This window comes from Mycobacterium sp. PTI7 (assembly GCF_056679845.1).
This window is the reverse complement of the sequence record NZ_CM155252.1, coordinates 5,381,199-5,394,467: the sequence shown is the minus strand read 5'-3', so window position 1 is coordinate 5,394,467 and position 13,269 is coordinate 5,381,199. Positions and strand designations below refer to the sequence as shown.

At 71.8% G+C, this 13,269-nt stretch carries 10 protein-coding genes; all 10 read right to left on the bottom strand.

What is annotated here, in order from left to right; all coding sequences use genetic code 11:
* Positions 1–18: 18 nt before the first annotated feature.
* The 10 genes from eccD to AC1MEY_RS25880 all read right to left on the bottom strand — a co-directional run bounded on the left by eccD (position 19) and on the right by AC1MEY_RS25880 (position 13,244).
* Positions 19–1,437: a type VII secretion integral membrane protein EccD gene (gene eccD / locus AC1MEY_RS25925; RefSeq protein WP_480228205.1), complete on the bottom strand. Its 1,419-nt coding sequence runs from the start codon at positions 1,435–1,437 to the stop codon at positions 19–21.
* Complete coding sequence (locus tag AC1MEY_RS25920) at positions 1,404–2,279, bottom strand: ESX secretion-associated protein EspG (protein ID WP_480228204.1); 876 nt, start codon at positions 2,277–2,279, stop codon at positions 1,404–1,406. Before AC1MEY_RS25920 ends, eccD begins: the two co-directional genes overlap by 34 nt.
* Before the next feature lie 24 nt (positions 2,280–2,303).
* Entirely contained in the window at positions 2,304–2,597 is a 294-nt protein-coding gene (locus tag AC1MEY_RS25915; protein WP_480228203.1) for a WXG100 family type VII secretion target, read from the bottom strand.
* 31 nt (positions 2,598–2,628) lie between these two features.
* Positions 2,629–2,922 carry a type VII secretion protein EsxS gene (locus tag AC1MEY_RS25910; RefSeq protein WP_480228202.1) on the bottom strand — a complete coding sequence of 98 codons (294 nt, stop codon included), beginning with the start codon at positions 2,920–2,922 and terminating at the stop codon, positions 2,629–2,631.
* Between the two features lie 55 nt (positions 2,923–2,977).
* Positions 2,978–4,558: a PPE domain-containing protein gene (locus AC1MEY_RS25905; protein WP_480228201.1), complete on the bottom strand. Its 1,581-nt coding sequence runs from the start codon at positions 4,556–4,558 to the stop codon at positions 2,978–2,980.
* 7 nt (positions 4,559–4,565) lie between these two features.
* Positions 4,566–4,874 carry a PE family protein gene (locus tag AC1MEY_RS25900; RefSeq protein WP_480228200.1) on the bottom strand — a complete coding sequence of 103 codons (309 nt, stop codon included), beginning with the start codon at positions 4,872–4,874 and terminating at the stop codon, positions 4,566–4,568.
* A complete protein-coding gene (gene eccCa, locus AC1MEY_RS25895; RefSeq protein WP_480228199.1) occupies positions 4,871–8,827 on the bottom strand; it encodes a type VII secretion protein EccCa in 3,957 nt (1,318 codons plus the stop codon). Before eccCa ends, AC1MEY_RS25900 begins: the two co-directional genes overlap by 4 nt.
* Entirely contained in the window at positions 8,824–10,386 is a 1,563-nt protein-coding gene (eccB, locus tag AC1MEY_RS25890) for a type VII secretion protein EccB (RefSeq protein ID WP_480228198.1), read from the bottom strand. The genes eccCa and eccB overlap by 4 nt, the downstream gene beginning before the upstream one ends.
* Positions 10,383–12,194, bottom strand: a complete 1,812-nt coding sequence (gene eccA / locus AC1MEY_RS25885; protein ID WP_480228197.1) for a type VII secretion AAA-ATPase EccA — start codon at positions 12,192–12,194, stop codon at positions 10,383–10,385. The genes eccB and eccA overlap by 4 nt, the downstream gene beginning before the upstream one ends.
* 126 nt (positions 12,195–12,320) lie before the next feature.
* Complete coding sequence (locus tag AC1MEY_RS25880; protein ID WP_480228196.1) at positions 12,321–13,244, bottom strand: class I SAM-dependent methyltransferase; 924 nt, start codon at positions 13,242–13,244, stop codon at positions 12,321–12,323.
* Positions 13,245–13,269: the final 25 nt, after the last annotated feature.

Here is a 13,269-nt window from a genome sequence, read left to right as displayed (position 1 = left end):
AACGCAGCCGACGGGTCGTCACCGCTCCAGCACCCAGGCGAACAGCCCGATCAGGTAGGCCATCGCCGGGATCAGCGACGCGTCGAGCGCGGAGGCCACGAAGCCGGTGATGCGGCGCATCGGCAGCGAGTAGGTGTCGGGGTTCGCGATCGCGGGGTACAGCGCGGCGATCGCCCACGCGATGGTCAGCCCGGCCAGCGCGATGAGCGCCCACCACGCGGCCTGGTACCGCTCGTCGACGAGGTAGACGACCGCGAGCGCGAGTGCCACCAGGTAGGACTGGCCCAGCAGCCACGCCTTGCACGGCGCCGAGTCCCAGACCCTGGCACGCAACGCAGCACCGAGCGACGCGGCGACCACGACGTACCAGGCCCAGGCCGAGACCCCCTGCGGGGCAACGAGGGCCAGTGATCCGGCGACGGCGAGCAGGACGCCGCCCGCGACGAACCCGGTCTGGTGCGAGTCGCTGATGCGGACGCGACGGGGCAGGTCCTCGAGCACGCGCAGCGGCGGGGCGCCGGGCGACGGATCGCCGGGGGCGGGGATGACGGGCACCGGGAAGCGGGCCCACAGCGCCGAGAGCTGCGCGGCCTGCACGGTGACCAGCAGTGCCAGCACGATCAGCGCGCTGCCGAGCACGACGGCGTCGAGCGTCCAGATCGCGGCGGCGCCGGCGACGAGCACGGCACCGGCCCCGACGGTGCTGGCCGCCGTGAACACGGCGATGGCACGCTCGGCGAGCGTGATGCTGATGATCGACCACGCCGCGACGCCGGCGGCGGCGAGAAGCACCTGCGCGGCGCCGAATTCGCCGGGGACGGCGAGCGCGAACGCCGCGGCGATCGGCAGCAGCGCTGTCACGGACAGCGCGGTGGCCAGCCGGGGCGAGCGCGACCGGGTGACGAGGGCGCCGAGCACGGTCAGCAGTGCGACCCCGCTGACGGTGAAGAGGCCGGCCTGCTGACCCGTGGCGAGCCGGTGGGCCGTGGCAATCACCGTGGCGAGGACGACCAGCGCGAGCACGGCAACGGCGGCGCCACGCTCCACGTGCGACGCACCCCAGGGCCGTTCGCGCGCGGCGGAGAAGATGACGGCCGCGTCGGCGATGTCCTCGACGATGCGCGGCGCGGGCGGGCCGGCCGGAACCGGTTGCAGCGCAAGCAGGTCGCCGTCGGCGACGCCCACCGTGTCGAGGGTGGCGTCCAAGCTGAACGGCACGCCGCCGACCGGGGCCAGGGACAGCTGCACGGGTGTTGCGGTGGCGGTGCCGTCACCGGTGGGCAGCGCCATGCGGCGCACCGCCGGGAGGATCTCGCGCAGCGGCAGTTCGGTGGGCAGCGCCATGTCGACGAGCCGGCCGCCCTCGTCGCCGGTCGCGAGGACCGCGACGCGCACGATGGGCATCACCGGCGCGCTGGGCGTGATGGTGTCGGACATTCCTGGTCTTCCGTTCTCTGGTCGAAGTCTCGGGTGAGGCGGGCGTCGGGAAACCAGACGCCGCCGGGCAGTGTCGCGGTGAGCCGTTCGACCGCCGTCGCGATCGCCAGCGGGGTGCCGGGGGCGAAGGTCGAGACCCATTCGCCGTCGAAGCCCACCGACGGGCTGACGACGACGCGTCCGGCCGAGGTGTCGACGACGCTGGTGCCGACCTCGGTGCTGACGCGGTGGCCGTCGCGGTGATCACCGGCGACGATCTCGACGTACGTGCGATCGGCCGCGTAGGCCGCCTCGACCACGTGCCGGGCGCCGGGCGGGATGCCCAGGTCGTCGAGGACGTCGCCCAGCGTGGCGCCGTCGCGCAGCCGTTCGTCGGCGCGCGCCCCGATCCGTGCCGAGAGGACGAACTCGTCGAACCGGGCCGGCGGCCGACGCGAGAGCCCCGCCGTCAGCACCGGCACCAGCGCCTGGGGATGATCGACGTCGAGTTCGGTGAACGTGACGAGCGGACCGCTCCGCAGCGCGACGACGACGCGGCCGTCGCGGCGCGACACCAACCCGCGCAACAGGTTTCCGGCGCCCGAGACGAAGCGCAGCTCGAGCCACCGCCGCGCGCGGCAGGTCGTCGTGACCCACCGGGTCACCGACGCGTCCACGCGGCCGTCGGTCAGGACGCCCAACCCGGTCAGCTCGTCGCGCATCCTGGCGTCGAACACGTGGCGGGCGGCCGGGTCCGCGTAGGGCGGCGTCAGCGCCAGCACCCACGGGAAGTTCCCCGCGCCCACCGCGTCGGCGACGTACCACGCCTGGTCGGCGGTCAGCTCGACGGCGTTAGCGCCCACTGCGCATCAGGCGTCCCTCACCCATCAGACCGCGCCCCACTTCGCGCCCTGGGCCGCGTCGCGTGCGCTCATCGACATCGTGTTCATCTCGTGCGTGCTGGACATCGCCCGGTAGGCGCGGACCAGTTCCTCCAAGCTGGTGTTCCACTGGGCCTGCCAGGCCTGGTAGGACATGCCGGTGTCGCCCTGCCAGCCGGCGGAGAGCGCGGCCTGCTCGCTCGCGACGTCGGCGCCGACGGCGTGCAGCGCACCGGAGTAGCCGTTCATCTCGGCGGACAGTGCCAGCATGGCCGGGTAGTTGTACATGATCTGTGACATGTGATGTGTCCCTTCAGCTCTGCTCGGCGAATCAGATTGCGGTGTAGGTGCTGGACGCGGCGGCGTCCTCGGCGACGTAGGTGGACGCGGCGTCGCCGATGTTGGCCTGGGCGATGTCGAGCAGGGCGTTGACCCGAGCCGACACCTCGATGAAGCGGGCGTGTGCGGCCTGGAACGCCACCGCCGACTCGCCCTGGTGGAAGGCCTGCGACGACTGCGCGGCCTGCTCGGCCTGGGCGATGGTGCTGCGCATCAGCGCGGCCTTGGAGGAGAACGCCGCCTCGGAGGCGACGAGCTGCGGGATGTGGGCGTCGAGAAGGCTCATGGTGTGTCCTCTGCTGTGGTGGGTCGAATGGATGTTCTCGGTCGGATCGGGTGCGTCAGGTGCGTGGTCCCCCCTCCGGATCCCAGGTGCCCGGCAGCAGCGGATCGACGGGGCCGCCGCCGTAGGGGTCGTCGGGCAGCTGGGTGAGGCCCACCACGTCACCGGTCGACGTGGCCGGCTCGGTGACGATCGTTCCGGCGAAGCCGATCTGGCCCGCGCCGCGCGACGAGGCGCCGGTGCGGGGCCGTGCCGGGGGCGCCGGTTCCGGGTCGGGATCGGGCTCGTAGTCCATGTAGGCGTCGGCGTGGCCACGCTCCTGGATCTGCGCGCCACGCTTGCGCCGGGCCTTGCGCTTGGCGAGCGACGACGCCGCGGCAGCGGCGGCCGAGGAGGCGGCGATGTCCGACGCGGGTGCCTTGGCGCCGGTGCCCTCGCGCAACGTGGGGGTGGGTCCGGGTCCGGGGTCGGGCCCGGCGACCACGTAGGGCACCAGCGGCGCCGCCGCGACGGCGGGCGCGCCGGGCGCGGGGGCGGTCCCGCCGGGCACCGACGTGACCGAGGTGGCGGGCGCCGACGGCACGGTCGGCGCGACGCTGGCCGCAGGCAGCGGCTGCTGCGGCGCCTCCGCGCGGGGCGTCGGTGCCTGGGCGGGCGCGGGCTCCTCGGCGGGGACGGCCTCGGGTGCGACGGGCTTGTTCAGGTACTCCTGCAGGAAGTACCCGCCGACGCCCAGCCCGATCGCCAGCAGCGGCTGCAGCAGCAGCTGCGGATAGGTCAGCGACGCTCCGATCCACGACACCGCCTGATAGGCGACGGCGGACAGGAACGGCCCGTACTGCACCAGCGTGGGGCCGGGGTTGGTCAGCAGGCCCGTGATCAGGTCGACGGTGTTGCCGATCGGGTCCTGCAGGAACTCGGTGATCGGCTGGAACAGCGAGTTGGTGTAGTCGGAGTACGCCTGGAAGAACTGGTTGACCGCCTGCAGCAGCTGCTGGAGGAAGTCGGCGTTGTTGAGCGCGTTGCCCGCGTCGAGCGCCTGCACCTGGGCGAAGGACTGCTGCGCCGAGGCCGCACTCGAGCCCGCCTCGCCGACACCGGGCGCCAGCAGGAAGGGCGCGGGCGGCGTGACGGGCGTCGCCGCGACGGACGCGCCGGCCACGGCCTGGTAGGTGCTCATCGCGGTGGCCGCCTGGATCCACATCCGGACGTAGTCGGCCTCGTTGAGCGCGATCGGGATCATGTTGATGCCCAGGAAGTTCGTCGCCATCAGCACGCCGTGCACCGTGTGGTTGAGCGCGAGTTCGGGCAGCGTCGGCATCATCGCCAGCGCCGTCGTGTACGCCGCTGCCGTCGTCTCGTGCTGGACGGCCGCGGCGGCGCTGTTGGCGCTCGCCTGGGCCAGCCACGTCAGGTACGGCGCGTGCGCGGCGACGTACTGCTCAGCGCTCGGGCCCTCCCACGCGCCCGACTGCACGGCGGCCAGCAGGCTGGTGAGTTCCGCTGCGGCCATCGAGTATTCGGCACTCAGTGATTGCCATGCCCCGGCGGCGGCGAGCAGCGAGCCGGGGCCGGGGCCACTGCTCAGCAGGCCCGAGTGCACCTCGGGCGGCAGCGCCATCCAGACGGGAGCGGTCATGGTCGGATCAGCTACCCGCGGTCAGGTAGGAGGACGCGGCCATGGCGTCGCCGGTGGCGTAGCTGGTGCCGGACTCCGCCACGCCGACACCGGAGCGACCGAGTTCCATGGTGCCCTGTGCGGCGACGGCGTTGTGTTGCGCGCCATGTGAACTGAACGCGCCCGCCGACTGCAGCGACACCGGATCGGCGGCCGGCGGCAGCACGGCCGAGACGAGCGGCGCGGCGGCGGCGTGCGCGGCGGCCAGACGTGCCACGAGCGCCTCCACCTGACCGCCCGCGGCGGTCAGACCCTCTGGGACCACACGAAGAGTCATCGATTGAACTCCCTTCCTCTGTTGCCGCTCGCCGCCGCTTCGTCGACGAACGGGTTGACCAGTTGCACGAACGTCGCGCCGTCGCGGTCGTCGAGCAGCAACCCCCGGCCCGCGGGCAGCCGGCTGAACCGGTGGCCACGGATCTTGCCGCTGTCCTGCGGGTTGCCGGACAGCATCAGCGTGGTCGCCTGCAGCTCGTTGAGGCGACGGAGCAGTGGCGCCGTCATGATCGCGTGCGCGGATCCCGCCGCCCGCGCCGTGACGATCACGCGCAGGCCCAACTCCGTTGCCTGCGAAAGCAGCCCGACGACGTTCGCCCACGGCCGTTGCCCGACGTACGGCCCGTTGACCGCCGGCGCATCGGGGATCTGATCGACGTCGTCGACGATCAGGTAGTGCGTATGCCCCTCGTAGCTCCAGCCGCTGAGCTGCTGCGGCGTGAGACCCGCCGGGGGACGGCGCTTCTCGAGCAGCGCGGACAGGCCGAGCATCGCCGGTGTCACTCGGTCGATGTTGGGCGTGTATTCGTTGTCGGGGAACAGCGGCTCGTCGACGAGGTGCAGCCTGCGGTCGATGACCGTGAACGCGACGTCGTCCTGCGTCGAGTTGTCCCGGATCGTGCGGATGAGGTGCCGAAGCAGGGTCGTCTTGCCGGACTTGGTGTCGCCGAACACCATCAGCAGTGGGTTGTCGGCGAAGTCGACCTCGACCGCGGCCAGGTCCTCCTCGCGCTGACCGACCACGATCCGCTCCGGGCCGCGGTACAGCGGCGCGACGGCCTCGGGAGCGAGGACCGTCGGCAGCAGCCGTACCGGTGGTGCGGCCTGGCCGGGGTAGCGGGAGTTGATCGCCCCGATGGTCTCGAGTGCGGGCTGGGCGAACAGGAAGTGCTCTGCCGCCATCGTGAGACCACGTCCGGGCTGGTCGGCCGGCACACCGTCGGCGGCGCGGCGCAGCGCACCCACCACCCGCACGTTGCTGTCCTGGGAGTCGGACAGCTTGAGTTCCAGCCGCAGCCCCAGGCCGTCGCGCATCGCCAGCGGCACCTCGAGCCAGTTCGGCGTGGTGATGACGACGTGGATGCCGTACGACAGTCCGGTGTTGGCGAGTTCGGTCACGCGGGCCAGCAGCGGGTTGCGGGTGCTGAACTGGTCGGTGTTGTCGCGGCTGAACGCGTACAGGTTGTCGATGACCAGGAACACCTCGCCGTAGCCGTCGCTCTGAATGCCGTTGCCGCCGTTGGCCGCCCGCTGCTGACGTGCCCGGAGCAGCTGCTCCAGCTCGCCGAACGTGCGGCGGATGCGCTCGGGCTCCAGCGGCGAGGCCACGCTGCCGACGTGGGCCAGATCGGCCATCGGTCGGAGCTGACCGCCGCCGTAGTCGAGGCAGTAGAACGTCACGTCGCGCGGGGAGTGCAGTGCCGCGGCCGACAGCATGAACGTTTGGAGCGCGGTGGTCTTGCCCGACTTGGGACCGCCGTGGATGACGAGGTTCGCCCCCGCCGAGGTGGCGTCGAACACCAGGGGGTCCCGCCGCATTTGGAAGGGCCGGTCGATCTCGCCGAGGGGCCAGCGCCACTGCCGCTCGGGCACCCCCGCGCGGTGCAGCAGTTCGGCGAGCGGGATCGGCTCGTCCAGCGGCGGCAGCCACAGCGCCGGCGCCTTCGGGCCGTAGTGCGACAGCTGATCGCCGATGGTGGCCACAAGCTTGCGCGGCGGCCGCACGTCCTCGTCGACCGCGCCGTGCACGACCACCGTGTCCGCAGGCGCCTCCACGTGACCGGCCGTGAACGGCTGCGGCACGGGGACGGCGGACACCACGACCGACGTGGGCTTGCGCGGCGGGTCGTAGATGCCGTCGACGTAGGTGCTGCGGAACTTCACCGGCATGGCGCCGGGCGTCGGCACCAGGAAGCCCTCGCCCTTGTGGTCGGGGCCGGACTCGATGTGGAACGCGTCCTCGACGCCGATGATCTGGCGGCTGACGCTGGGGCTGGCCACCTTCAGGCCGATCCGGTAGGAGGTGTTCTTGTCGATGTCCTTGATTCGCCCGACGTCGAGCGTCTGCGAGGCGAACAGGATGTGGATGCGGAACGAGCGGCCCTTGCGCGCCACGTAGTCGAAGAGGTCCGCGTACTCCGGGTGGTCGGCCAGCATCAGCGAGAACTCGTCGGCCACCACCAGCAGCGTGGGCATCGGCGCGAGATCGTGTCCGGCCGCGATGGCCGCCTCGTACTCGAGCACCGAGTTGAACGCGCTGCCCTGCACGCGCCGGCCCGCCTCCATCAGCAGCTTCTCGCGCCGCGCCACCTCGCCGCGCAGCGTGTCCGCGAACCGATCGGCCAGCGAGCGCTTCTCGGCCATGTTGGAGATGACGGCGACGACCTGGGGGAAGTGGCGGAAGATGTCCGCGCCCGCCTCGCCCTTGAAGTCGGCGTAGATGACCACCAGGCGGTCGGCGGAATGAGTCGTCAAGAGCGCCAACAGCAGTGCCATCAGGGTCTGCGACTTGCCGGAGCCAGTCATGCCGATCATCAGGCCGTGCGGACCCATGCCGCCCTCGGCCTCGTCCTTGAGGTCGAACATCAGCGGCTCGCCCGTGGCGGTGACGCCGATGGGCACGCGCAATTCGTCGGCGCGGGTGCGCGGCGCCCACAGGTCGGCGACGTCGAGTGCCGCCGCATCGGAGATGCCGAGCAGCGTGTTGAACGTCTCGAGGCCCGCGCTCGTGGTCCTGGCCTGACGGGGGTTGGAGTCCCACCGCGACAGGCGGCGCGCCACGTGCTCGGCGTCCGCCGTCGGGTAGCTGTCGGCCCGGGCGACGTAGGTCTGCCACGACCCCGTCTGCCAGCGCTCGATGCGCCCGTCGACGACGCGCAGGACGGGGCGTTCGGGGTCCGAATACTGCTCGTGGTGCGGCTCTTCGGTGGTCCGGTGCACCACCGTGACGCCGGCGACGCCCGCTCGCGGCACGACGAGGGCCGGGTCGGCGTCCGGATCGTCGACGATCACCAGCAGGTGCCGGGTGGGGGCGTCGGCGGATCCGAAGGCGCCGCGGTCGTCGAGCGCCGGAGCCAGCAGGTCGCGTAGTTCGGTCGCACCGGTCGCGAGGTAGCGCGCGGCGCCTGCCCCGTCGACGCGGCCCGGGACGTCGACGTGCGACAGCCACTTCAGCCACGACCAGTCGGCGCCCTCGAGGTCGGGGGACGCCAGGGCGACGCCGAGGACGGCGGGGTCGTGCCAGGTGACGGCCTGCGCGATCCAGGCCCGCAGGGCGCCGCGGACGTCCTCCGGGTCGCCGACCACGGTGATGCGGGAGACCTTCGCGAGGTCGATGCCCGAGGGCACCGCGCGGACGGTGCGCTGCACCTCGAGCAGGCTCCGGAGTGCGCTGTGCGACACGGGTTCCAGATCGATCTCGTCCGCGGCGTCCTTGACCCGGAGCGTCGCGTTGAGGGGTGCGTCGTGCAGGCCGGTGCGCACGACCAGGAAGTCGGGGTCGTGCGGGTCGCGCTCCCACTGCCTGCGGGTGCCCGGTACCTCGGCCAGGAGTGCGGGCGCAGGATGTGACCACTCCAACGACGCGCGCTGCTCGGCGGCATGGGCGCGGACGTTGTCGCGCACCACCGACAGGTAGCGCAGGTAGTCGGCGCGCTCGGCGTCCACCTCCTCGGTGCGCACCTTGCCGTCGGTTCCGCGGTACATGGCGGTGGCGGCGAGCAGCAGCACGAACGGGAAGAACAGCGTCGTCGGCGACAGGAGCCGCATCCCGGTCGCGAACAGCGCGACGATCATTCCGACGATGAGGATGACGATCAGGTACGGCAGGACCCTGCGCAGCAGCGACGGCGGCACCAGTCGCGGCAGCTCGGGCGGCGACTCGATGGTGATGGTGCCCTTGCGCGAGACCGGTGCCGGTAGGCGACGACGGGCCTCGAAGATGATGCGACTCATGGAGTTTCCCTGATGACGGCCGGGCTGGGGTCGGGTTCGAGCCCGTCGTGCGCGAGGAGCGCATCGGCGCGGGACAGCGTCGGCCCTGCGGCGAACTGGTTGAGCATCGCCCACGGGATGGGCAGCGGCGGTGGCACGAGACCGAGTGCGCCGAGGGTGTCCTGATCGGAGTCCTGGTCGACGCCGTAGCGGACGCCGGTGTCACCGACCCAGAACAGCGACCCCGCGGCCGGCGACGCCGGCTGCTGACGGACGTCCTGACCGACGGTCTGGACGAGGAAGCCGGTGCCGGGGGCGAGGACCACCCGGTTGGCGGTCACCCCGGCGCCGCCACCGACGAGTTGCACGGGCCGCAGACCGTCGGCGACGGGAAGCGCTGCACCGGTGAGGAGGTCGAGCGTGCCGCCGGTGGCGTCCACCGGGTGCGACCAGCGTGCGCAGGTCAGCGGTGCGGCCGCGGAGTCGATCAGGCCGACGGGCCCGGCGGGGTACGCGTCGACGTCGATGGCGCTCGCGACGGGCAGCCGCGCCACGTCGTCGGCGCCCAGACGTGGCGGCTGCGCCAGCCCGTAGGAGTTCGCGTTGCGCAGGATGGCGGCGAGCACGGGCGAGATCGGTTGCAGCCCTTCGGCGAGTACCGCGTAGTGGCGCAGCGTGTTGTCGGCGTCGAAGGCCGCCACCACGGAGCCGATCTGGGCCGGCACCGGCAGCGGGTAGCCGGGCTGCCCGCCCGCACCCGCGATGGCGGGCACGATCAGGGCGGGCGCCTCGGGGATGGCGTTGAACAGGCCCGGCGCGATCGCCCGCGGAGCCGGTGCGCCCGTGCCGATGCCCAGGGCGTCGGTCACGGCGCGGTCGGCCAGGTCGACCTTGCTGCGTCGACCGTCCCACAGCAGCCAGGTGCCGGCGTTGGGCCCGCCGTCGTTGCGGACCAGTACGGCCTGCCCGTCCGGCAGCGCCGTCGCGCGCTCACCGCTGTCGTCCAGTGCCCCCGCGATCACCGTGATGCCCACCGCGGGACCGGAGGCGGCGTCGCACACCGTCCACTCCGCGTCGCGGGCGGTGTTCTGCACCATGCGTTCCGGGGCGCCGGGGATGCCGATCAGGTTGCCGCGTGCGAACTGGTCGATCTCGCTGCTCTTGACCGTGGTCGGCTTGTCGGGGCGATCGGCGATGAGCCGCGCCGAGGTCAGGTTCAGCACGGGGTGCACCTGGTCGCCGAGTCGCACGTAGAGCGCGGCGGTTTCGCGGTCGGCGAGGATCGCGCTGTCGCCGGCGTCGCCCGCGGGCCGGATCAGCGAGAAGATGAAGCACCCCGCCAGGCCGGTGACGAGCAGCAGGGCGCCGACGAGGACGGCCCGTGACTGCGTGCGCAGCGGATCGACGAGCATCCGGGTGTCGTGGAGCGCCACGCCGGATGCCCTGCGGCGCATGACGAATCGCCATCCCGACACCTGGTGGCGGGTGACGAACCCACGGCGGTAGGCCACGCGTTCGGGGTTGTCGTTGACCGGCGTGCGCGAGGCAAAGGACCGGCGGTCGTCCTCCTGGCCCGTCACCTGGGCACCTCGAGCCCGAGGCCGCGGAGCAGCGGGATCGCGGAGTTCATCACGTCGGTGTCGGTGATCGTCATCAGCTCGTCGTCGGTGAAGTCGTCACTGTCCGAGTGGTCGAGCCGGTATTCGCGCTCCTCCTCGGAACGTTCGACGAGGTTGCGGACGAAGCGGCCGTTGCCCGCGATGTCCAGGCTGCGCCGTGCGACGCCCGCGGCGTCGGGGGTGGTGGCCGTCGCGAGGTGCGCGAACAGGGCCTCCATGTGGTCGCGTGCCGCACCAGCGAAGACGCTGTCGCGCTTCTCCGCCATCCGCATCGCGATCTCGACCAGTTCGTGTGCTGAGTAGGACGGGAAGTCGATGCTGCGGGTGAAGCGGGACCGCAGGCCTTCGTTGGTGTCGAGGAAGTTGTCGAGATCTGCGCGGTAGCCGGCCACGATGACGACCAGGCGGTCGCGGTCGTTCTCCATGCGGGCCAGCAGCGTGTCGATGGCGACGAGGCCGAAGTCGTTCTTGGCGCCGGTGGACACCAGCGCGTAGGCCTCGTCGAGGAACAGCACGCCGTCCAGGGCGCTGTCGATCAGCGCGTTGGTCTTGGCCTCGGTCTCGCCGATGTGCTGGCCGATCAGGTCGGCACGGTGCACCTCGCGGACGGTCTCCTTCTTGAGGATGCCCAGACCGCAGTAGATCTTGGCGACCACGCGCGCGATGGTCGTCTTGCCGGTTCCCGGTGGGCCCGCGAAGACCAGGTGGTTGGTGCGCTGGGCGACGGCCAGACCGCGCTCCTGGCGGCGGATGGCCATGGCGACCGACGACTTGAGCCGGGCGACCTGGAACTTCACCTCGTCGAGGCCGATGAACTCGGCGAGTTCGGCCTCCGCCTCGATCAGCAGGTGCGCCTTGCGTTCCTTGGCGCCGGGGTCGACGAAGTCGGTCTCGTCAGGCTCGGTGGCGGGGTCCCACGGGTCGATGCGCGCCTCGATGCGGGCGGCGGTGGTCGGGACGATGGCGAACGACGTGTCCGACAGCGCCTCCTCGACCTGCGCGTGCTCGGGGTTGGCGGCGTACAGCTCGGCGAGGGTGTCCGCGGCGTCGAGGTCTTCGCCCTGCGCGCGCAGCGACAAGGCCTTGACGAGCGTGCCGTCCACGACGGCGACGGCCACCGGCCCCGAGGGATCCTCGAGATAGGACAGCGCAGGGGCGAACATGCCCAGCCGGGCCAGCGAGGTGCCGAGCGCGACCCGCGCGGCGTGGGCGTACGCGTCGTCGAGCCGGGGGTCGTTCACCACGGGGGTCAGCACGCGCACGACGTCCGACCAGCGTTCGGTGCGGTGGTACATCGCGACCCGCACCCAGCGGGCCTGGAGCCAGCTCGGCCTACGCTCGAGCAGCTGGGCCACCAGCCGGTCCCCGGCGGCGTGGTCGCCGCGGTCGGACAGCGTCGCGGCGTAGGCGAGCTGGAAGTCGTCGGGCGTGGTCGCACGGAAGGTCAGGTAGAGACCGGTGTCGTAGTCGAAGCCGAGGTCCCCCGCCGCCATCTCGAGGTGGCCCTGCAGTACGCCGGCGGTGGCGACGGTGCGCCAGATCGATTCGACGACGCGTGCGCTGGTGTCGCCGGCGGCGGCCAGGCCGGTCCAGGCGTCGCAGTGCTCGTGCGCGATGCGCGTCAGTTCGGCGAACCCGGTCCGCGCTGCCGCGACGTCCGCCGGACGGCGCCGGTCGTGGACGGTCAGACCGAGCGTCCGGCAGCATGTGCTGAAACGGCTGAGAACCTCTCGGTCCACCCGCGCCCCCGCAAGCGTGTCACTACCCATGTGTGGTCACGGAGACTGAACGCCCCCGCCATCTCCCTTATGTATGCCTAAGCTAACTCGCCGAAGTTAGCATTGCATAACTTAACTGTCGAGATGCACGGTGCGCGTTGCCGATGGTGACCGCGGTCACTCCTTGGTGGCGGTCACCAGGCTCGTCGAGGCGACCATCGGACCCGCGTCGGGATCGTCGGGCGGGACGGATCTGCCCAGTTGATCGAGATACGCAGGGAGGGCCGTGGCTTCCGCGCTCCACCCGCGGGCCCCGAACCACTCCTCCGCGGGGGCGTGTTGCTCGTTGTAGACCAGGGTGAAGAACGACCCCTCCGCACCTGCGTCGCGCTCCTCCTGCTGCTTTGCCAGGAAGACCTCCGCCGGCATCGGCCGCCCCTCCTCGACGGCGACCCAACTGCCCGGATGAGCCATTTCGTCGATACCCCTGAACAATTGCTCCTGGGCATCCGCCGGCAGGTAGATCAGCAGTCCCTCCGCGATCCAGGCCGACGGCCGGGCGGGGTCGAAGCCCGCGTCGCGCAGTGCGGCGGGCCAGTCGTCGCGCAGGTCGATCGGCACCTCGACGCGCTCGGCACGCGGTTCGGCGCCGTGGCGGGTGAGGACCTCCCTCTTGAAGTCGAGCACCTGGGGCTGGTCGAGTTCGAAGACCCGGGTGCCGTCGGGCCAGGGCAGCCGGTAGGCCCGCGAGTCGAGACCGGCGGCGAGCAGAACGATCTGGTCGACGCCCGCCTCGGCGGCGTGGGCGAAGTACGCGTCGAAGTAGCGGGTACGCGCGCCCTGGAACGACACGAAGTGGTCGCCGAAGGTCGATCGGAGCCGCAGTGCGCCCGCAGTCGGCCCGTCGCCCGACCCGGTGTCGTCGAGCACCTCGGCCCACGGACCGCCCACCGCCCGGCAGAACACCTCGGCGAAGGGATCGACGGCGAGCGGATCGTCCTTCTGCGCCTCGAGTGCACGTGCAGCGGCGACGAACAGTGCCGTCGAGCCGACGCTCGTGGTGATGTCCCAGGTGTCCCGCTCGTCTCCGTGGGGTCGCATCGGCCCGAGGCTACGCCCGGATTCT